Origin of the sequence: Streptococcus sanguinis, assembly GCF_900635155.1 — a bacterium.
Classification (GTDB): Bacteria; Bacillota; Bacilli; order Lactobacillales; family Streptococcaceae; genus Streptococcus; species Streptococcus sanguinis_G.
Genome location: NZ_LR134002.1, coordinates 394,253 through 415,583 on the forward strand (window position 1 = coordinate 394,253; position 21,331 = coordinate 415,583).

Genomic DNA, 21,331 nt, shown 5'->3' on the forward strand with positions numbered 1-21,331 from the left:
TCATGTGGGAAAAACTTAAACAAGTCCACTATATGTTTCATATTGCGCTGGTCTTTATTATCTTTCCAGTTGCGGGAGTGATTAGCGGGGAATACCCGCTTTTCCTCTTGTTCTGGACAGCTATTTTTGTTGCGGCTTACTATGCGGTCTTGTTAAGTAACCATCGCCTTATCCAGTTTTTTTCTTGGTGGCTCTTGATTGCTTACATATATTATGGTTCTGTCTGGCTAAATACAGGGTTTACCTGGTACATTTTTTATCTATCTAATCTGCTTATTTACGAACTGGATGATATTTCTTTTAAATCCTGGCGGTTTTTGACCTTTCTCGCCTTGCAGCCTGCTATTGTGCTGACTAATTATTTGATGGGCAATGTTGGTCCAGCAGAGCTGCTTTTCTATATTGTAACCTTTCTCTTTTCGGATGGTGTGACCTTTGGTCTCCATCGGATTCAGACGGCAGATCAGATCAAGGAAGAAAAGGTCAAGCAAAATGCCCAGCTGAATCTCTTTCTAGCAGAAAATGAGCGCAATCGGATTGGCCGTGACTTACATGATAGTCTAGGGCATACCTTTGCTATGCTCAGTGTTAAGGCGGAGCTGGCTCAGCAGTTTTTGCAGATGGAAGCCTATGACAAGGCAGCAAAAGAACTGAAGGAAGTGCAAGAAATTAGTAAGAAATCCATGGCTGATGTTCGGCGGATTATTAATGATCTAAAGAATCGGACGCTGGACGAGGAACTAGTGACCATTCGTGCCATGCTGGAGATGAGCGGTGTTCAGGTCGAGATAGATAACCAGCTCAATGTTGCTAGTATCCCACCGAGTCAGCAGTCAACAATCAGTATGATTTTGCTGGAGGCAGCGACCAATATCATCAAGCACGCCAAGGCTAAAAAGAGTAATTTTTCTTTGGCAAAGATCGACGAAAAGCTTATTTTAGACATTCAGGATGATGGTTGTGGTTTTCAAAAGCTGACTGGTCGGGAGTTGCATAGTATTCGAGAGCGACTGTCTGCCTTGTCAGGAAGGCTTGAGATTCTCAGCAGTCAAAATCCGACGCGGATTCGGATTGAATTGCCATACGGAGGGAAGGAATCATGAAACTTTTGTTAGCAGAAGATCAAAGTATGCTGAGAGATGCCTTAGCTCAGCTCTTGCAGCTGCAGCCAGATGTCAAAGAAGTCTATCAGGCCGCGGATGGGCAGAAGGCCATTGACTGTCTCAAGTCAGGAGCTGTTGATGTAGCTATTTTGGACGTGGAAATGCCTCACCAGACCGGCCTAGACGTTCTCGAATGGGTCAAGGCAAATCGGCCAAATATCAAGGTCATCATCGTCACAACCTTTAAGCGACCGGGTTACTTTGAGCGAGCTGTTAAGGCGGATGTAGATGCTTATGTGCTCAAAGAGCGCAGTATTGCGGATTTGATGAAGACCATCCACACCGTTCTAGATGGGCAAAAGGAATATTCGCCGGAATTGATGGAGGTACTGATGACCAGCAGGAACCCTCTCTCTCAGCAGGAGAGACTAGTCCTACAAGCAGCAGCGGCTGGCCTGTCCAATAAAGAAATTGCTGAAAAACTCTTCCTGTCAAATGGAACGGTTCGTAACTATATGTCTGCTATTTTGACCAAGCTAGATGCTGAAAATCGAACAGAAGCCGTCCGAATCGGGCAAGAGAAAGGCTGGTTATAGCTGGAAGGAGCTTATGAGGAATCAGATACATTGCCATATCAAGAAAAAAACATTATTTCTTTTCCTTCAATCTCCAATCTTGTGGAGGCGATCTGGCAACCATTCAGAGATAACAAACTAAAACATTGCAAAAAAGAAACAGGTTTTCTATACCATAGTTAGGTAGAAGACCTGTTTCTTTTGTTTTGTATAATCTAAGAATGAATTATCATTCTTACTGCGGTTTTTGCTTGTCTTAGGGAAGCAGCCTTAGTTAGTTTTACGATTGCCAGAAAAGTAGAGATAAATTAGTCCAATCAAGCCGATAGGTATGGAAAAAAGCCAGATGATAAAGAAGCGAATGATTTTCCAAATAATCATAATAAGGACAGGAATGAGAAAAATGTTGTCCCCTATAATCAAATCAACGATGCTTTCATAAACAAACATAGCAAAAGGATAAAAAATCGTGAAACTTAGATAAAGAAGCCAGACAGGAAGAGATGTGCTGAAACCTTTTAGCATAACAAATAGTAGCCCAAAGAAAGCAAAGCTGAAAATGTAGTGACGAATCAGCCAAGAACGGTCAAGACTTCTGAAAATATTAAGAAATTTCTCCATTGTTGACCTCCATTGATAAATTGATAGCATTATTATACCACTAAAGAAAAAGGAAGTCCATAGAAAATAAAAGCAATATTGTAAGAAGGTTGTTTTCCTGTTTACAGAGAAAAGGCAAATACTGATATGGAAGCAGCATGCTCTTATTCGGTTTCTTTGGAAAAATTTCCCTTTTCATCCGATAAATTGCTAAAAAAATGTAGAAAAATATTCTGCATGGCTTGCAATTTTTTTCAAAAATGTTATCATAGTAGAAAGCTTTTTGAATTTTTAGAAAATTGTAAATAAATGAAAGGGGAAAAATGGAGAAAATCAAATTAGAAACTCCTAAGACAGGTTCAGAGCTTGTTTTAGAAACCTTGAAGAGTCTTGGTGTTGATACGATTTTTGGCTATCCTGGCGGAGCAGTACTGCCGCTTTATGATGCTATTTATAGTTTTGAAGGCATCCATCATATTCTAGGTCGCCATGAGCAAGGCTGTGTTCACGAAGCAGAAGGCTATGCTAAGTCTACTGGGAAAATCGGAGTTGCGGTTGTGACCAGCGGTCCAGGAGCGACCAATGCCATTACCGGAATTGCTGATGCCATGAGCGATAGCGTACCCCTTTTAGTCTTTACTGGTCAGGTAGCCAAGGCCGGAATCGGTAAAGATGCTTTTCAGGAAGCGGATATTGTTGGTATTACGACTCCTATAACCAAGTATAATTATCAGGTTCGGGAGACGGCAGAAATTCCGCGTATTATTACAGAAGCTATTCACATTGCGACGACAGGTCGTCCTGGGCCAGTCGTTATTGATTTGCCTAAGGATGTCTCCGCTCTGGAAACGGACTTTATCTATGACAGCAAGTTGCATCTGCCGAGCTATCAGCCGACTATTGAGCCTAATGAATTGCAGATTAAAAAGATTATCAAGCAGATTTCTAAGGCTAAAAAGCCGGTTCTTCTTTCAGGAGGCGGTATTAGTTATGCCGAGGCAGCAGCAGAGCTGGTTGCTTTGGCGGAGCGGTATCAGATTCCAGTAGTCACTACCTTGTTGGGTCAGGGAACTATTGCGACAGACCATCCTTTGTTCTTAGGTATGGGTGGAATGCACGGTTCTTTTGCGGCCAATATTGCCATGACTGAGGCTGACTTTATGATTAGTATCGGCTGCCGTTTTGATGACCGTCTGACCGGTAATCCGAAAACCTTTGCCAAGAACGCTAAAGTGGCTCATATTGATATTGACCCAGCAGAAATTGGAAAGATTATCAGTGTAGACATCCCTATCGTAGGGGATGCTAAGAAAGCCCTGCAGATGCTGCTCAATGAAGAGCAAGTGCATAACAATACCAGCCAGTGGATTGAAAAAGTAACCCAGGACAAGGAGCGAGTCCGCTCGTATGATAAAAAAGAACGTGTCGTACAGCCTCAGGCTGTTATTGAGCGCGTGGGCGAGCTGACCAAGGGTGACGCCATCGTCGTAACGGACGTCGGCCAGCATCAAATGTGGACAGCCCAATATTATCCTTATAAAAACGAGCGCCAACTGGTAACATCTGGCGGTCTGGGAACCATGGGCTTCGGTGTTCCAGCAGCGATTGGGGCCAAGATTGCCAATCCGGATAAGGAAGTCGTTCTCTTTGTCGGAGATGGTGGTTATCAGATGACCAACCAAGAGATGGCTATTCTCAATATCTATAAGATTCCGATTAAGGTCATCATGCTCAACAATCATTCGCTAGGCATGGTGCGCCAGTGGCAGGAAGCTTTCTATGATGGTCGTACTTCTGAGTCTGTCTTTGATACTTTGCCAGATTTCCAGCTCATGGCTCAGGCCTATGGTGTTAAAGCTTATAAATTTGACAATCCGGAGACTATTGTTCAGGATTTGGAAGTCTTAAAGGAAGATATACCAATGTTTATCGAGGTAGATATCTCTCGCAAGGAGCACGTTCTTCCAATGGTGCCGGCTGGCAAGAGCAATCATGAGATGTTGGGGGTGAAGTTCCATGCGTAGAATGTTGACAGCTAAACTCCAAAACCGTTCGGGTGTTCTGAACCGCTTCACGGGTGTCCTTTCCAGACGTCAGGTTAATATTGAGAGTATCTCAGTTGGAACGACGGAAAATCCGGAAGTATCCCGTATTACCATCATCATTGATGTAGCTTCCTTGGCAGAAGTCGAGCAGATTATCAAGCAGCTCAATCGTCAGATTGATGTGATTCGGGTTCGAGATATCACAGACCGTCCTCACTTAGAGCGTGAAGTGATTCTGGTTAAGGTCTCGGCTCCAGCTGATAAGCGGGCAGAGATTCTGTCTATTATCCAACCCTTCCGGGCGACAGTTGTAGATGTAGCACCTAGCTCCATTACCGTTCAGATGACTGGTGATGCGGAGAAGAGCGAGGCTCTGCTTCGGGTCATTCGTCCATATGGTATCAAAAATATTGCTCGGACTGGAGCGACAGGCTTTACCCGTGATTAAACCAAACCTTTAATTTGTTAAAACCGCCTAACAGGTAAGAAAAATAGAAAAGAGAGAAAAACTTATGGCAGTAACAATGGAATACGAAAAAGATGTAAAAGTAGCAGCACTTGACGGTAAGAAAATTGCCGTAATTGGCTATGGTTCACAAGGTCATGCCCATGCACAAAATTTGCGCGATACAGGCCACGATGTGATTATCGGTGTTCGTCCTGGTAAGTCATTTGATAAGGCTAAAGAAGATGGCTTTGATACTTATACAGTAGCAGAAGCAGCTAAATTGGCTGATGTCATCATGATTTTGGCTCCGGATGAAATCCAAAGAGATTTGTATGAAGCAGAAATCGCTCCAAATCTGGAAGCTGGCAATGCTGTTGGTTTTGCTCATGGTTTCAATATCCATTTTGAGTTTATCAAAGTTCCTGCCGATGTAGATGTCTTTATGTGCGCACCGAAAGGCCCTGGTCACTTGGTTCGCCGTACTTTCGAAGAAGGCTTTGGTGTACCAGCTCTCTATGCGGTTTACCAAGACGCTACTGGAAATGCCAAAGATATCGCAATGGACTGGTGTAAAGGTGTTGGTTCAGCTCGTGTTGGACTTCTTGAAACAACTTATAAAGAAGAAACAGAAGAAGATCTCTTTGGTGAACAAGCTGTGCTTTGTGGTGGTTTGACTGCCCTGATTGAAGCAGGATTTGAAGTTCTGACTGAAGCAGGCTATGCACCAGAATTGGCTTACTTTGAAGTGCTGCATGAAATGAAACTGATTGTCGACTTGATCTATGAAGGTGGCTTCAAGAAGATGCGTCAATCTATCTCAAATACAGCTGAATATGGTGACTATGTCTCTGGTCCGCGCGTGATTACTGAGCAAGTCAAAGAAAACATGAAGGCGGTCTTGGCTGATATCCAAAACGGTAAATTTGCTAATGACTTCGTTGACGACTATAAAGCTGGTCGTCCAAAACTGACTGCTTACCGTGAGCAAGCTGCTAATCTGGAGATTGAAAAGGTCGGTGCAGAATTGCGTAAAGCAATGCCATTCGTTGGTAAAAACGACGACGATGCTTTCAAGATTTACAATTAAGATAAAGAGCAGATAAGACATTAGGGGTTGGAATGCGAATTCCCAGCCCCTTGTTTTGCTTGATAGAGAATAAACTGAAAAAACAGGGAGGGAAGAAAAATGCTCAGAGCAAAAGATATCACGCATGCTCATAAAGTGTTAAAAGATGTGGTTGTCAATACTCCGCTTGACTACGACCACTATTTGTCAGAGAAGTATCAGGCCAAGATTTACCTGAAGAAAGAAAATATGCAGCGGGTGCGCTCTTTTAAACTCCGTGGGGCTTATTACGCTATTTCTCAACTTAGCGAAGAGGAACGTCAGCGTGGGGTTGTCTGTGCTTCTGCGGGCAATCACGCTCAAGGAGTGGCCTATACATGTAAGGAAATGAAAATTCCAGCAACTATTTTTATGCCCATCACGACCCCTCAGCAGAAGATTGGCCAGGTCCGCTTCTTTGGTGGTGAATTTGTGAACATCAAGCTGGTTGGAGATACCTTTGATGCTTCGGCTAAAGCAGCGCTTGACTATACTAAGGCTGAAAATCGCACCTTTATCGATCCTTTTGACAATGATGATGTCCAAGCTGGTCAAGGAACAGTGGCCTACGAAATCTTAGATGAGGCTAGGAGAGAAGCTATCACTTTTGATGCTGTTTTGGTACCAGTTGGCGGCGGCGGCCTGATATCAGGAGTCTCAACCTATATCAAAGAAAGTCAGCCAGCTATCGAAGTTATTGGTGTGGAAGCCAACGGTGCCCGCAGTATGAAAGCAGCCTTTGAAGCTGGAGGTCCGGTCAAGCTTAAAGAAATCGATAAATTTGCCGACGGCATCGCAGTCCAGAAAGTCGGTGCATCAACTTATGAGGTTACACAAAAGAATGTTCAAAATCTTATCGGTGTAGATGAAGGGCTTATTTCAGAGACCATCATTGACCTATACTCCAAGCAAGGGATTGTCGCAGAGCCAGCTGGTGCTGCAAGTGTTGCTGCTTTGGAAGTTCTGAGCGAGTACATCAAGGGGAAAACTATCTGTTGCATTATCTCAGGTGGTAATAATGACATCAACCGTATGCCAGAGATGGAAGAACGGGCACTTATTTATGATGGTATCAAGCACTATTTCGTGGTTAACTTCCCACAGCGTCCTGGTGCCCTGAGGGAATTTGTGAATGATATTTTAGGGCCTAATGACGACATCACTCGTTTTGAATATATCAAGCGGGCAAGCAAGGGAACGGGACCAGTTTTGATTGGTATTTCTCTGGCAGATAAGCATGATTATGCTTCTTTGATTAATCGTATTGAGCAGTTCGATCCCTCCTTTATCAATCTGAACGGGAATGAAACACTCTACAATATGCTTGTCTGATTGTAAATATATTTTAGCCTAATTTGTATGTTTTCGTTTGAAACTGCAAATTAAATATGTTAGAATATACTATAGTGAATCAAGGAGGCTTGAACATGTTTTTTATTCCATTTTTCTTTATCATATTGATCATAATCTTTATATTCTTGCTGCTTAGTGCAGTCTATGTGGTTCGTCAGCAATCTGTGGCAATCATTGAGCGTTTTGGACGCTATCACAAAACCAGCAGCAGCGGTATCAATTTCCGTCTTCCTTTAGGGATTGACAAGATAGCGGCTCGCGTTCAGCTGCGTTTGTTGCAGAGCGAGATTATCGTTGAGACTAAGACACAGGATAATGTTTTCGTAACCATGAATGTTGCGACCCAGTATCGCGTAAATGAGAACAACGTGATTGACGCTTATTACAAGCTTATGCGTCCTGAAGCACAGATTAAGTCCTATATCGAAGATGCCCTTCGTTCCTCCGTTCCAAAACTGACCTTGGATGAGCTCTTTGAAAAGAAGGACGAAATTGCCCTAGAAGTCCAAAAACAAGTGGCTGAAGAAATGTCGACCTATGGTTACATTATTGTCAAAACCTTGATTACCAAGGTTGAACCGGACGCTGAAGTTAAACAGTCTATGAACGAAATCAATGCGGCCCAGCGTAAGCGCGTGGCTGCTCAGGAATTGGCAGAGGCCGACAAGATTAAGATTGTGACAGCTGCCTCTGCAGAAGCTGAGAAAGACCGCCTGCATGGGGTTGGTATTGCCGAGCAGCGGAAGGCCATTGTGGATGGTTTGGCAGACTCTATCAAGGAATTGAAGGGAGCTAATATTGAGTTGACAGAAGAGCAGATTATGTCTATTCTTTTGACCAACCAGTACCTGGATACGCTGAATAATTTTGCAGATAGTTCGGGTAATAATACCATCTTCCTTCCGGCAAATCCAGAAGGTGTCGAAAGTATTCGGACTCAGATACTTTCAGCCCTCAAAGCTAAGTAAAGAAAATTCAGAATTATTTAATTTGTTCGAATTTGGTTTGTTTAAGTTGACAAACTGTATAAAAACAATTATAGTAGTTGATGTAGCTAGAATAGAGAGGAGTAAGAAATGGCTAAATCTAATTTCGAGAAAGTAGAATCTGTTGTTAGTTGGGTACGTGATAAGAAGATCACCGGTTACCGTATTAGTAAAGAAACAAACGCACGTGAAATGTCTATCATTGCTCTTGCTCAAGGACGTGCAAAAGTGAAAAATATCTCTTTTGAAACAGCTCTTGGCTTGATTGATTTCTACGACAAAAACCATGAAAAATTTGAAGACTAAACTTCAAAATCGTGCAACTGATATTGCTCATTAAATAAAAAAAGGAATCTGGACTTAGTTCCAGATTCCTTTTTGCTTTTGAAAATAGAAGTAATTTAGCTGAGGAAGCGCTGCAGGAATTCTTTGGTTCTTTCTTCTTTGGGATTGGTGAAGATATCCTGCGGGCTGCCAGATTCAGCAATAACGCCCTTGTCCATAAAGATAACACGGCTGGAAACATCACGGGCAAATTCCATCTCGTGGGTTACGACAATCATTGTCAACCCTTCCTGAGCCAGTTCTTTCATGATCTTCAGAACTTCACCAACCATTTCAGGGTCTAGGGCTGAGGTTGGCTCGTCAAAGAGGATAGCATCAGGATTCATGGAGAGGGCGCGGGCAATAGCGACCCGCTGCTTCTGACCGCCAGAGAGTTGCTTAGGCTTGGCCTGCCAGTACTGCTCGCCCATTCCAACCTTGTTGAGATTTTCTTTGGCAATTTTCTCAGCTTCTGACCGTTCTTTTTTCAGGACCGTTGTCTGAGCAACGATGGTGTTTTCAAGGACATTAAGATTCTCGAAGAGATTGAAAGACTGAAAGACCATGCCCAGCTTTTCACGGTAATGGGTCAGGTCATAGTTCTCTGCTAGGACATTCTTGCCACGGTAGAAAATCTGACCGCCAGTTGGTGTCTCCAAAAGATTAATAGAGCGCAAGAAGGTTGACTTTCCGCTGCCAGAGCTGCCAATGATGGAAATTACTTCTCCTTGATGAACTGTGAGGGAAATGTCCTTGAGGACTTCGTTTTCACCGTAAGACTTTTTGAGGTTTTTAATTTCTAAAATGGTTTCTGTCATGATTTCACTTCTCCTGTCTGCATTTGATTGGCACCTGTCGTGTAGTTATCTGTGTCAAAGCGTTTTTCAACATAGCGCAGGATGCGTGTCACGCTGAATGTCAGGACAAAGTAGATTACAGCGATGATGGTAAAGGTTTGGAAGTATTGGTAGGTTTGGGTAGCGATGGTATTTCCAGAGAAATAAAGCTCAACCACTGAGATAACGTTCAACACGGATGTATCCTTGATGTTGATGACAAATTCATTACCAGTTGCGGGCAGAATATTGCGGACAACCTGAGGCAGGACAATCTTGCGCATGGTCTGGCCGTGAGTCATACCCAGTGCTGTTGCGGCCTCGAATTGCCCCTTGTCAACGGCAAAGATACCACCGCGGACAATCTCACTCATATAAGCTCCGGTGTTGATGGAGACGATGAAAATGGCAGCGATAGTCCGGTCGATAGAAATTCCGAATGCCTGGGCTGTTCCGTAGTAGATAACCATGGACTGAACAATCATTGGAGTTCCGCGGAAAATCTCAATATAGACATTTAAGAACCAGCCGAAGATTTTTTGCAGTGATGCTAATAATTTATTCTTAGAAGCTGGTGCTGTACGATAAACGCCAATTAGCAGTCCGATGATGAGACCTGCGATGGTTCCTGTAATCGAAATGAGCAAGGTTAAACCAGCTCCGCGTAGGAATTGCGGCCAGTTTTCAGCTAGAATCTTAGCTACTTGACTGAAGAATGATTCCTTAGCTGCTTCACTATCCGTATCAACAGGCTGTTTCTGAATCATCTCGTCCATTAGCTTGACTTGGTCATTGGTGGTAATCTTAGCGATAGCAACATTGGCCTGCTCGATACGGTCGTCATCCTTGCGCATACCAATGGCAATGGAAGCATCTTCTTCGCCGACTTCAAAGCCTTTCTCAAACTGAATCATTTTGAAGTTGGAGTTGGCAGCTTCTGCAGTCAAGGCTTCTGGCCGCTCAGAGATATAGCCATCAATAACTCCAGATTCCAAGGCTTGACGCATCTGGGCAAAATCGCCCATAGCTGTTTCTTTTTTGGCGCCAGGCAACTGGTCAATGAGATTGTAGAGGTAAACTCCTTGCTGGGAAGTGATTTTAGCATCTTTGAAGTCTTCTAGAGTCTTAGCGGATGCATATTTTCCATCTTTACGAACTAGGAGAACTGGCTCGCTGGTGTAGTAACTGTTGGAAAAGGCGATTTCCTTTTTCCGCTCGGCAGTTGGACTCATACCAGCAATAATCATATCAATCTTGCCAGAGGTCAGAGCAGGAATTAAGCCATTCCAAGAAGTCTTGACAACCAGAGGTTCCTTGCCCATCTCTTGTGCAATTTTTTTGGCAATCTGCACATCGTATCCGTTGGCATATTGGTTGGTGCCTTCGATTTTTACAGCACCATTGGAATCATCATCCTGAGTCCAGTTGAAGGGGGCGTAGGCTGCTTCCATACCGATTCTCAGGTAGTCATCGGCCTGAATAACATGGACTGTTCCTAAGGTGACCAGGAGGGCTGTAAATAGAGTGAGTAATAATTTCTTCATGGGTTTCTCCTGCTTATCTAATAATAGTTCTTCCTATTCTATCGAAAGTTGCGGTTCTTTTCAATCCTAGTAAGCCCTTACTTGATAAAAATGATATAATAGAGCAAAGTATCTGTAAAGAGAGGTTGAATATGAAGCGATATTTTTATCTTCTGTTGGTTTTATTTTCCTGTCTTTGTTTTGGTCGGGTTGTCTCGGCTGTTGACTATGATATTGAATCCTATCAGGGCGATCTGGCCTTGCGTGAGGACAATACAGCCACCTACACAGAGAAAGTGACCTACAAGTTTAATGACGACTATAATGGTCAGATTGTTTCGCTGGGCTCGGCTGGAAAGATGCCCAATGGTTTTGCCATTGACGGAAATCCAGCGGTCTCGATTCTGACAAATGGTGAAACTGATGAGGACTTTAGGCCAGAAATCAAAGACTTAGGCGACGGTTATGAAGTCAAAATCTATAATTCAGGAAACGACGGTGACAGAGTTGTTGTCACTGTGACCTGGCAGTTGAGAAATCTCCTTTTTCTTCACAAGGATATTGCTGAGCTCAACTGGACTCCTATCAGCGACTGGGATCAGGGGATAGGAGAGGTCGTTTTGACGGTTTCTGGCTTGAGCAATCCAGATAAGAGTGAACTCTTTGCTCATAGTGGCTACTTTGGTACCCAGCCTTTCGTGGATAAGGATGGCACTGACTATCTGGTCAAAATCAATGGAATTGGCTCGGGCGATAATGTCGAGCTCCACGGCTATTGGGATCGACAAGCGGTCTCTCTGGTATCAGAGAATGAAGATGAGGGCGACTACTTACCAGCCTTTAAAGCTGTAGAAGAAAAAATTGCCCGCCAGACACTTTTTTACCGGCAGTTGGGTGAGATTTACCTGCCCTTGCTGCTCTTATGTGCCATCCTTGTAGCGGCTATCCTTTATTTTGTCTTTGCCCAGAAGATCAAGCCTAAGCAGTCTTATCCCAAGAATGCCCGTCTATACGAAGCTCCTCAGGACTTGGCTCCCCTTGTCTTGGCGGAAAATATTTACGCAGTAGACATGGAGGATGTCGATCCGACTAGGGGCGGTAAGGCAGTGCTGAACTTTGAAAACATGGTTCAGGCGACTTTGTTAGACCTGCTGGATAGGGGCAATCTCCTCCTGCAGGGAGATGCTGAAAATCCTGTTCTGCAAATTGCGACTTATGATGGGCTGGCAGACTTTGAGAGACGTTTTCTGGGCATGGCTTTTAACAAGCAATCCCAAGCAAAAGTCAAAGATCTCTTTTCAGCCTATCAAATTTCAGAAGATATTTATAAGCACAAGTCTTCTGCGGATGAGTCCTATATCCGAAACATTGGTAGTAATATCAAGTCCTTATTTACTAACAGTTTGCGCTCCTTATCTAAAGAAGTGCGATCTGAAGGCAAGCGTTTGGGTCTCTTTGGTCACTACCGGCCTCTTAAAGTTCAGGAAAAGAGATTGCTGATTACTGCCATTATTCTAGCTAGTGCTGTTTTACTATTTTCTCTTGGATTTTTATTTGTCTATTCGGCCGCTTTTGGAGGCTTTATCTGGATATATATTCCCTTAGCACTGATGGGGCTTGTTTTGATTCTCATTTTTGCTAGTAAGGCACAGCTTTATTGGCGAGATGGCGTCCTGAATGACAAAGGCGCGCACGACTTCTATCTGTGGCGAAGTTTTTCCAATATGCTGCGAGATATTGCCCATCTGGACAAGACAGAAATCGAAGGCATTATCTTGTGGAACCGTCTCTTGGTCTATGCGACCCTCTTTGGCTATGCAGATCGTGTCAGCCGTGTCATGGCTCTGCGTCAGATTCACTTGGAAAATCCATCTATGGACAGCTATGTTCAGGCTAACCTGCACTATGCCTTCTATAGCAGTATGCACAGTTTCTCAAACTACGGCCATGTAGCCACCACAGCCAGCAATTTCTCTGTCTCTTCTGGCGGAAGTTCAGGTGGTGGGTTCTCCGGTGGCGGAGGCGGTGGAGGCGGTGGAGCTTTCTGATAGATAAGCTCCCTCCTAGCCAGAAAAGTCTTAGTACTGGCTTTTCCTAGCCTTTAAATTGTGATATAATAAGACCTAATACTCTTTGGGAATTTAAATGTGATTTTCCTTGAGTAGACCCTTGTTTCAGGAGTATTCTATGTTTATCATTGAAATTTTCATCTCTATTATTTACGGTATCATCGAAGGAATCACAGAATGGCTGCCGATTTCCAGTACAGGGCACCTGATTTTAATTCAAGATTTTATCCAGTATAAAAATCAAAGTCCAGCCTTTATGGAAATGTTTAATGTCGTTATCCAGCTGGGAGCAATTTTGGCGGTTGTCGTCATCTATTTTGACAAACTCAATCCTTTTAAATCAGGCAAGTCAGCACGTCAGGTTCAAAAGACCTGGCAGCTTTGGGCCAAGGTGGTCGTGGCAGCCTTGCCGGCTGCTGTTATCGGCTTATTTTTGGATGATTGGTTTGAAGCGCACTTCTACAATCTAGTCTCTGTGTCAGTGATGCTGATTGTCTATGGCGTAGCTTTTATCTATCTGGAAAGGCGCGAGCATGAGGAGCCTGCTGTGACGGATTTAGCCTATTTGCCTTACAAGACTGCCTTGCAGATTGGTCTCTTTCAGGTTCTAGCTCTCTTTCCTGGGACTAGCCGTTCTGGCGCCACCATTGTCGGTGGTCTCTTGAATGGTGTCAGTCGTTCTGTCGTGACAGAGTTCACTTTCTATCTGGGGATTCCCATTATGTTTGGCGCTAGTGGCTGGAAAATTCTTAAGTTTATCAAGAATGGGAACAGTCTGGGATTTGGGCAAATTTTCTTGCTCTTAGTTGCCATGGGGGTGGCCTTCGGTGTCAGTCTAGTCGTGATTCGTTTCCTGACAGACTATGTCAAAAAGCATGACTTTACCGCTTTTGGGAAATATCGGATTGGCCTGGGCGGTGTGCTTCTGGTTTATGCAGCAATCAAAGCCTTGATGGGATAAAAGAGGTAATTTTAATGTTTCTCTGACTATCTCATGTAGTGAAATAATAAGCTCTCGGAATTTTCTGAGAGCTTTTTTCTTGCAACTTCCATTTTCAGACCAATGCTAGCTATTTTTTGAAATACGGGGGATTTTTTAGTATAATAGTAGGACTAGAAGTGTATGAGGTAGAGATATGGAAATGAAACAGATTAGTGATTCGACCATAAAAATCACGATTCAGCTGGAAGATTTGGAAGAGCGTGGCATGGAAATGGCCGATTTCTTGGTCCCCCAAGAAAAGACAGAAGAGTTTTTCTATACCATCTTAGATGAGTTGGAAATGCCGGATAATTTTTTGGACAGCGGTATGCTGAGTTTTCGAGTGACGCCTAAGCCAGATAAGGTGGATGTTTTTGTTACCAAATCTAAATTGGATAAGAATCTGAGTTTTGAGGATTTGGCAGATCTGCCAGACATGGACGAGCTGTCTCATATGTCTCCAGATGAATTCCTCAAGACACTAGAAAAGAGCATTTTTGAAAAGAGTAAGGAAGACATAGAAGCAGTCCAATCTTTGGAAACAGCCGAAGCAGAGGAAAGGGAGCAGCTTTCTCAGGAGGAGGCTGATGAGCAGTCAGCAGAAAATGCAGAGCGTTACATTTACTATATCCTGCGTTTTGAAGATATTAAGGCTGCTGCGGCCTTTGCCCAGACGGTGGACTATAAGATTGACTTATCAGAGCTTTATAAGTATGATTCAGCTTATTATTTGACGATTTTAGTAGATGTTGAGGGCTTTCCAGAGCGCTATCCAGCTTGGCTCTTGGCCAAGATGCGTGAATTCGCAGATGACTCAGATATCACTCGGGCAGTGCTGCAGGAGCACGGTCATCTGCTTTTGGTGACAGATGCGGTCTCCGGTCTGCAGAAGGTTGAATGCCTATGATTACTTTTCCTTTAAAGTTTATCTTGGTATTACTGGGAACTTTTTTTATCGGGGTGATTCTGACACCCTTGGTTCGGCTCTTAGCCTTTAAGATTGGTGCGGTAGATTATCCCAATGCTCGCCGAATCAATAAAAAGCCCATGCCTAGCAGTGGCGGGTTGGCGATTGTAGCGGCCTTTTCTATCTCTACTCTGCTCTTGATGCCGCAGATTGTTGCTGTAGATTTTTTTGGACAGACCTATTTTGATTATGTTTGGCCGGTTGTACTAGGTGGTTTGATTATTGCTTTTACAGGGCTGATTGATGATATCAAAGAGCTGTCGCCTATGCTGAAAATGGGTGGAATTGTTCTAGCAGCCAGTCTAATCTGGTGGCTGACTGATTTCCGATTGGATGATTTTAAGATTCCTTTTGGCGGACCTTTCCTGCATTTTGAGCCTTGGCTGTCCTATATTTTGACAGTGGTATGGATTATTTCTATCACCAATGCAGTTAATTTGATTGATGGTTTGGATGGCCTGGTGAGCGGGGTATCCATTATCTCCTTGGTGACGATGGGAATTGTTTCTTACTTCTTTTTGCCCCAGCACAATCTCTTTCTGACCTTGACTATTTTCGTTTTGGTCTTGTCGATTGCAGGTTTTTTCCCTTACAATTACCATCCAGCTATCATCTATCTTGGTGATACGGGGGCTCTCTTCATTGGCTTTATGATTGCCGTCTTGTCTTTGCAAGGGCTGAAAAATGCGACGGCTGTTGCAGTGGTGACCCCTATGATTATCTTAGGGGTGCCGATTACGGATACTTTTCTGGCGATTATCCGCCGTACCCTGTCTGGTCAGAAATTCTACACGCCTGACAAGCACCATCTCCATCATAGACTCTTGTCTCTGGGATTGACTCACCGAGGAACAGTGCTGGTTATCTACGGAATTTCGCTGGTCTTTGCCATGATTTCTCTCTTGTTGAATGTTTCCAGTCGAATTGGGGGCGTGCTCTTGATGATTGGCTTACTTCTGGGAGTTGAGCTCTTTGCTGAGCTGGTCGGAGTTTTGGGACCTAATCGTACTCCTTTGCTCAATATTCTCCGCTTTATTGGGAACTCCTCCTACCGAGAGGAAGTTCGGCGGAAATGGCGTCAAAAGAGGAATAAATAAGAATAGCTCTAAACAAAATAAAAGCCTTTTGGGCTTTTTTTTGGTATACTAAAGTGTGTAAATCAGCTAAGCAAAGAAAGGAAAAAGAAATGTCTGTCTTAGAAATCAAAGATCTTCATGTTGAAATTGAAGGGAAAAAAATTCTCAAAGGGGTGAATCTCACTCTGAAAACAGGAGAGGTTGCAGCTATTATGGGCCCAAATGGAACAGGGAAGTCTACCTTGTCTGCAGCCATCATGGGCAATCCTAACTACGAAGTGACTCAAGGAGAGGTGCTTTTTGATGGAGTCAATATCTTGGAGTTGGAAGTGGATGAGCGTGCTCGCATGGGACTCTTCCTTGCTATGCAGTACCCTAGTGAAATTCCTGGCATTACTAATGCAGAATTTCTCCGTGCTGCTATGAATGCTGGCAAAGAAGACGAGGAAAAAATCTCTGTCCGTGACTTTATCATGAAGCTGGATGAAAAGATGGAATTGCTTAACATGAAAGAAGAAATGGCTGAGCGTTACCTTAATGAAGGTTTCTCCGGCGGTGAAAAGAAGCGCAATGAAATCCTGCAGTTGCTCATGCTAGAGCCGACTTTTGCACTCTTGGATGAGATTGACTCGGGTCTCGATATTGATGCGCTTAAGGTTGTGTCTAAAGGGGTTAATGCTATGCGTGGTGAAGGTTTTGGAGCGATGATTATCACCCATTACCAACGCTTGCTCAACTATATCACTCCGGATAAGGTTCACGTTATGATGGAAGGCAAGGTCGTTCTTTCCGGTGGTCCGGAATTGGCAGTCCGCTTGGAAAAAGAAGGTTATGCTAAGTTGGCTGAAGAATTGGGCTTCAATTACAAGGAAGAAGCTTAGTCAAACATTCTTTTGACTTTGATAAAAGATAGGAGAATGACATGACTAAAGAATTAATTCAAGAATTTTCACGGTTGCACGCTGAGCCAGGATGGTTGGCTAGTCTCCGTCAGAAGGCTTTTGAGAAGATGGACCAATTGGCTTTGCCAGTTATCGAGAGGGTTAAATTCCATCGTTGGAATCTGGGCGACGGCCGTATTAGCGACAGCGAACCTTTGAGCAGCGTGCCGGATTTCACTGCTCTCGGAGATAATCTCAAGTTTATTCAAATGGGTACCCAGACAGTTCTAGAGCAATTGCCAGCTGACTTAGCTGCGCAAGGTGTGATTTTCACAGATTTTCACACAGCTTTGGAAGAAATTCCAGAGCTGGTAGAGAAGCATTTTATGTCTGCAGTCAAGTATGACGAGGACAAATTGGCGGCTTACCACACTGCCTATTTCAACAGTGGTGCGGTTCTTTATGTGCCGGACAATGTTGAGATTGACCAGCCGATTGAAGGCATTTTTTATCAGGATAGCGAAAGCGATGTTCCTTTTAACAAGCATATTTTGATTATCGCAGGCAAGCATTCCAAGGTTAACTACTTGGAACGCTTGGAGACTTATGGTGAGGGCTCTGTTCCAGCGACAGCCAATATCACCGTCGAAGTCATTGCCCAGGCTGGTGCTCAGATTAAATTTTCAGCTATTGACCGTTTGGGCGAAAATGTAACGGCTTATATCAGCCGTCGTGGTAAGCTGGAAAACGATGCTATGATTGACTGGGCCATCGGCGTTATGAACGAAGGCAATGTCGTAGCTGACTTTGATAGCGACCTCTATGGCAAGGGCAGTCATGCGGATATGAAGGTGGTGGCTCTTTCCAGCGGTAAGCAAGTTCAGGGAATTGATACCCGCGTAACTAACTATGGCTGCAACTCTATCGGAAATATCCTGCAGCACGGGGTTATCTTAGAAAAAGGAACCCTGACCTTCAATGGTATCGGCCATATTATCAAAGGGGCTAAGGGAGCAGATGCCCAGCAGGAAAGCCGGGTTCTCATGCTGTCTGATCAGGCTCGCTCAGATGCTAATCCAATCCTCTTGATTGATGAGAATGATGTGACAGCTGGTCACGCGGCTTCTATCGGCCAGGTTGATCCGGAGGATATGTATTACCTCATGAGTCGGGGACTTGATAAGGCGACGGCTGAACGCTTGGTCGTGCGCGGTTTCTTAGGCTCAGTGATTGTAGAAATCCCTGTTAAGGAAGTCCGTGATGAAATGATTGAGAATATCGATATTATTCTCGCAAAAAGATAAAAAGCTGGGCCTTGTCCCGTATAAGTAGATAGGAGTCTTCATGTCTGGATTTAATGCAGAAGCAATCAAGCAAGATTTTCCCATTTTGGACCAAATTGTCAATGATGAACCTTTGGTTTATTTGGACAATGCGGCGACAACCCAGAAACCCAAGCAGGTGCTGGCAGCTATTGAAAACTACTATCTTAGAGACAATGCCAATGTCCACCGCGGTGTGCATACGCTAGCTGAGCGGGCAACGGCAGCCTATGAAGCAGCCAGAGAAAGAGTTCGTTCTTTTATCAATGCAGCTTCTAGCAGAGAGGTTCTCTTTACACGAGGGACCACGACGAGTCTTAATTGGGTGGCTCAGCTTGCGGCTGAAAGGCTGCAGCCTGGTGATGAAGTGATGATTTCTATCATGGAGCACCATTCCAATGTCATTCCTTGGCAGGAAGCTTGTAGGAAGACCGGAGCCAAGTTGGTCTATGTCTATCTCAAGGATGGTGCTCTGGATATGGAGGATTTCCATGCCAAGCTCAATGAGCGGACAAAGTTTGTCTCTCTGGCTCATGCTTCCAATGTCCTCGGTGTCATCAATCCCATCAAAGAGATTGCCCAGCTGGTTCATCAGCAAGGAGCACTTTTAGTGGTGGATGGGGCTCAATCCATTCCGCACATGAAGATTGATGTGCAGGATTTGGATGTGGACTTCTTCGCCTTTTCAGGGCATAAGATGGCTGGGCCTACCGGCATTGGGGTTCTCTATGGCAAGGAAGAATTGCTAGAAGAGATGTCGCCAGTCGAGTTTGGCGGCGAAATGATTGATTTTGTCTATGAGCAGGAGGCTACCTGGAAGGAGATCCCGTGGAAGTTTGAGGCCGGCACTCCGAATATGGCAGGAGCAATCGGTCTTGCGGCGGCCATTGATTATTTGGAAGACTTGGGTATGGATGCCATTGCTCAGCATGAACAAGACCTGATTGCTTATGTATTTCCTAAGCTGCAGGCAGTAGAAGGGTTGACCATTTATGGCTCTCAGGATTTGGCCCAGCGTTCGGGCGTGATTGCCTTTAACCTGGATGGTCTCCATCCGCATGATGTCGCGACAGCTCTAGACTACGAAGGAGTGGCTGTTCGGGCGGGTCACCATTGTGCTCAGCCTTTACTCACCTATCTGCAGGTGCCAGCGACTGTGCGGGCCAGCTTTTATATCTATAACACCTATGCAGATTGCGACAAGCTGGTAGATGCTTTAGAAAAGACAAAGGAGTTTTTCAATGGCGCTTTCTAAGTTAGACAGTCTTTACAAGGCGGTTGTGACCGACCACTCAGCTCACCCCCATCATCATGGGAAACTGGAAGATGTGGAGCAGGTAGTCCTCAATAACCCGACCTGTGGCGATGTTATCAGCCTGTCTGTGAAGTTTAATGCTCAAAACCAGATTGAGGATATTGCTTTTGTAAATTCTGGCTGTACCATCTCAACGGCTTCGGCCAGCATGATGACGGATGCGGTTCTAGGCAAGACAAAAGCGCAGGCCCTGGAATTGGCAGAAGTTTTCTCACAGATGGTTCAGGGCCAGGAAGACAGTCGCCAGAAAGAATTGGGAGATGGAGCCTTTTTAGCAGGCGTTGCCAAATTCCCGCAGCGGATTAAGTGTGCGACCTTGGGTTGGAATGCCCTCAAGCGAGCAATTGAAGAAGATAAAAAGTAAGAACGTGAAAGGAAATTATGTCAGAAGAAAGAGTAGAACCAAAACCGATTGATCTCGGTGAGTACAAGTTTGGTTTCCATGACGATGTTGAGCCTGTTATCTCGACAGGGAAAGGGCTGAATGAAGCGGTCATTCGTGAGCTTTCTGCAGCCAAGGATGAACCAGAGTGGATGCTGGATTTCCGCCTCAAATCCTACGAGGCTTTCAAGAAGATGCCGATGCAGACTTGGGGACCGGATTTGTCGGAAATTAATTTTGATGACTTGATTTATTACCAAAAGGCCTCTGATAAGCCTGCTAGAAGCTGGGATGAAGTGCCTGAAAAGATCAAGGAAACCTTTGAGCGGATTGGGATTCCAGAAGCGGAGAGAGCCTACCTGGCAGGTGCGGCTGCCCAGTATGAGTCCGAGGTGGTCTACCACAATATGAAGGAAGAGTTCCAAAAGCTAGGAATCGTCTTCACAGATACCGACTCAGCTCTTAAGGAATACCCAGAGCTTTTCAAGCAGTATTTTGCTAAGCTGGTCCCTCCAACAGATAACAAGCTAGCAGCTCTCAACTCCGCTGTCTGGTCTGGTGGTACTTTCATCTATGTGCCAAAAGGTGTCAAGGTAGATGTTCCCTTGCAGACTTATTTCCGGATTAACAATGAAAATTCTGGTCAGTTTGAGCGGACTTTGATTATCGTTGATGAGGGCGCTAGCGTCCATTATGTTGAGGGATGTACTGCTCCGACTTATTCCAGCAATAGCTTGCATGCCGCGATTGTTGAAATTTTTGCCCTCGATGGTGCCTATATGCGCTACACCACTATTCAAAACTGGTCCGATAATGTCTACAACCTCGTGACCAAGCGGGCGCGGGCCATGAAAGATGCGACAGTTGAGTGGATTGACGGGAACCTTGGTGCGAAAACAACTATGAAGTATCCGTCTGTTTATCTGGATGGACCTGGAGCACGTGGAACCATGTTGTCTATTGCCTTTGCCAATACCAATCAGCACCAAGATACGGGGGCTAAGATGATTCACAATGCTCCGCATACCAGCTCATCTATCGTGTCTAAGTCTATTGCTAAGGGCGGAGGTAAGGTGGATTACCGAGGTCAAGTGACCTTTGGAAAGAATTCACAGAAATCCGTCAGCCATATTGAGTGTGATACGATTATCATGGATGATATTTCTGCGTCAGATACCATTCCTTTTAATGAAATTCACAACTCCCAGGTAGCGCTGGAGCACGAGGCCAAGGTTTCTAAGATTTCAGAAGAGCAGCTCTACTATCTTATGAGCCGTGGTTTGTCCGAATCCGAAGCTACCGAAATGATTGTCATGGGCTTTGTCGAGCCATTCACCAAAGAACTGCCTATGGAATACGCTGTTGAGCTTAACCGCCTTATCAGCTATGAAATGGAAGGGTCAGTTGGGTAAAACTTTAAATCACTGCTTGAAGAACCG

Annotated in this window: 20 protein-coding genes; 17 read left to right on the forward strand and 3 right to left on the reverse strand. The window is 44.4% G+C overall.

Annotation, left to right across the window (positions count from 1 at the left end; translation table 11 throughout):
- The first annotated feature begins 2 nt into the window (after positions 1-2).
- Entirely contained in the window at positions 3-1,103 is a 1,101-nt protein-coding gene (locus ELZ47_RS01995) for a sensor histidine kinase (RefSeq protein WP_126435126.1), read from the forward strand.
- Positions 1,100-1,699: a response regulator transcription factor gene (locus tag ELZ47_RS02000; RefSeq protein ID WP_126435128.1), complete on the forward strand. Its 600-nt coding sequence runs from the start codon at positions 1,100-1,102 to the stop codon at positions 1,697-1,699. The genes ELZ47_RS01995 and ELZ47_RS02000 overlap by 4 nt, the downstream gene beginning before the upstream one ends.
- A gap of 249 nt (positions 1,700-1,948) precedes the next feature.
- Here ELZ47_RS02000 and ELZ47_RS02005 read toward each other — a convergent pair whose 3' ends face one another.
- Complete coding sequence (locus tag ELZ47_RS02005; RefSeq protein WP_126435129.1) at positions 1,949-2,299, reverse strand: hypothetical protein; 351 nt, start codon at positions 2,297-2,299, stop codon at positions 1,949-1,951.
- 302 nt (positions 2,300-2,601) lie between these two features.
- On the opposite strand from ELZ47_RS02005, the gene ELZ47_RS02010 reads away from it, so the two are divergent.
- The 6 genes from ELZ47_RS02010 to ELZ47_RS02035 all read left to right on the forward strand — a co-directional run bounded on the left by ELZ47_RS02010 (position 2,602) and on the right by ELZ47_RS02035 (position 8,521).
- Positions 2,602-4,302: an acetolactate synthase large subunit gene (locus ELZ47_RS02010; protein ID WP_126435130.1), complete on the forward strand. Its 1,701-nt coding sequence runs from the start codon at positions 2,602-2,604 to the stop codon at positions 4,300-4,302.
- Positions 4,295-4,771, forward strand: a complete 477-nt coding sequence (gene ilvN, locus ELZ47_RS02015) for an acetolactate synthase small subunit (RefSeq protein ID WP_002898887.1) — start codon at positions 4,295-4,297, stop codon at positions 4,769-4,771. Before ELZ47_RS02010 ends, ilvN begins: the two co-directional genes overlap by 8 nt.
- A gap of 64 nt (positions 4,772-4,835) precedes the next feature.
- Positions 4,836-5,858, forward strand: a complete 1,023-nt coding sequence (ilvC, locus tag ELZ47_RS02020) for a ketol-acid reductoisomerase (RefSeq protein ID WP_002898885.1) — start codon at positions 4,836-4,838, stop codon at positions 5,856-5,858.
- A 99-nt stretch (positions 5,859-5,957) separates the two neighbouring features.
- The gene (gene ilvA / locus ELZ47_RS02025) at positions 5,958-7,208 is read left to right on the forward strand and encodes a threonine ammonia-lyase IlvA (RefSeq protein ID WP_126435132.1); all 1,251 of its coding nucleotides are present in this window, start codon (positions 5,958-5,960) and stop codon (positions 7,206-7,208) included.
- A gap of 56 nt (positions 7,209-7,264) precedes the next feature.
- Positions 7,265-8,197: an SPFH domain-containing protein gene (locus tag ELZ47_RS02030; RefSeq protein ID WP_002911761.1), complete on the forward strand. Its 933-nt coding sequence runs from the start codon at positions 7,265-7,267 to the stop codon at positions 8,195-8,197.
- A gap of 108 nt (positions 8,198-8,305) precedes the next feature.
- On the forward strand, positions 8,306-8,521 hold the full coding sequence (locus ELZ47_RS02035; RefSeq protein ID WP_002893653.1) for a hypothetical protein: 216 nt from the start codon (positions 8,306-8,308) through the stop codon (positions 8,519-8,521).
- Positions 8,522-8,616: 95 nt separating this feature from the next.
- Here ELZ47_RS02035 and ELZ47_RS02040 read toward each other — a convergent pair whose 3' ends face one another.
- Together ELZ47_RS02040 and ELZ47_RS02045 are read right to left on the reverse strand one after the other, a co-directional pair.
- Positions 8,617-9,357: an amino acid ABC transporter ATP-binding protein gene (locus ELZ47_RS02040; RefSeq protein WP_126435134.1), complete on the reverse strand. Its 741-nt coding sequence runs from the start codon at positions 9,355-9,357 to the stop codon at positions 8,617-8,619.
- Positions 9,354-10,919, reverse strand: a complete 1,566-nt coding sequence (locus ELZ47_RS02045; protein ID WP_126435135.1) for an ABC transporter substrate-binding protein/permease — start codon at positions 10,917-10,919, stop codon at positions 9,354-9,356. The genes ELZ47_RS02040 and ELZ47_RS02045 overlap by 4 nt, the downstream gene beginning before the upstream one ends.
- 131 nt (positions 10,920-11,050) lie before the next feature.
- Here ELZ47_RS02045 and ELZ47_RS02050 point away from each other — a divergent pair, with 131 nt between their 5' ends.
- The 9 genes from ELZ47_RS02050 (at position 11,051) to sufB (ending at position 21,304) form a co-directional block, all read left to right on the forward strand.
- Positions 11,051-12,946, forward strand: coding sequence for a DUF2207 domain-containing protein (locus ELZ47_RS02050; protein ID WP_126435137.1), 1,896 nt, complete (start codon positions 11,051-11,053; stop codon positions 12,944-12,946).
- 139 nt (positions 12,947-13,085) lie between these two features.
- Positions 13,086-13,928 carry an undecaprenyl-diphosphate phosphatase gene (locus ELZ47_RS02055; protein ID WP_126435138.1) on the forward strand — a complete coding sequence of 281 codons (843 nt, stop codon included), beginning with the start codon at positions 13,086-13,088 and terminating at the stop codon, positions 13,926-13,928.
- Between the two features lie 175 nt (positions 13,929-14,103).
- Positions 14,104-14,856 carry an adaptor protein MecA gene (gene mecA, locus ELZ47_RS02060; protein WP_125445632.1) on the forward strand — a complete coding sequence of 251 codons (753 nt, stop codon included), beginning with the start codon at positions 14,104-14,106 and terminating at the stop codon, positions 14,854-14,856.
- The gene (locus ELZ47_RS02065) at positions 14,847-16,013 is read left to right on the forward strand and encodes a glycosyltransferase family 4 protein (protein ID WP_126435140.1); all 1,167 of its coding nucleotides are present in this window, start codon (positions 14,847-14,849) and stop codon (positions 16,011-16,013) included. The genes mecA and ELZ47_RS02065 overlap by 10 nt, the downstream gene beginning before the upstream one ends.
- Before the next feature lie 89 nt (positions 16,014-16,102).
- A complete protein-coding gene (gene sufC, locus ELZ47_RS02070; protein WP_126435142.1) occupies positions 16,103-16,873 on the forward strand; it encodes a Fe-S cluster assembly ATPase SufC in 771 nt (256 codons plus the stop codon).
- 41 nt (positions 16,874-16,914) lie between these two features.
- Entirely contained in the window at positions 16,915-18,177 is a 1,263-nt protein-coding gene (gene sufD / locus ELZ47_RS02075) for a Fe-S cluster assembly protein SufD (protein WP_126435144.1), read from the forward strand.
- 40 nt (positions 18,178-18,217) lie between these two features.
- Positions 18,218-19,450 (forward strand): cysteine desulfurase, encoded by a 1,233-nt coding sequence (locus tag ELZ47_RS02080; protein WP_126435146.1) that lies wholly within the window; start codon positions 18,218-18,220, stop codon positions 19,448-19,450.
- On the forward strand, positions 19,437-19,874 hold the full coding sequence (sufU, locus tag ELZ47_RS02085; protein WP_126435148.1) for a Fe-S cluster assembly sulfur transfer protein SufU: 438 nt from the start codon (positions 19,437-19,439) through the stop codon (positions 19,872-19,874). The genes ELZ47_RS02080 and sufU overlap by 14 nt, the downstream gene beginning before the upstream one ends.
- Before the next feature lie 17 nt (positions 19,875-19,891).
- Positions 19,892-21,304 (forward strand): Fe-S cluster assembly protein SufB, encoded by a 1,413-nt coding sequence (gene sufB / locus ELZ47_RS02090; RefSeq protein WP_126435149.1) that lies wholly within the window; start codon positions 19,892-19,894, stop codon positions 21,302-21,304.
- The last annotated feature ends 27 nt before the right edge of the window (positions 21,305-21,331 follow it).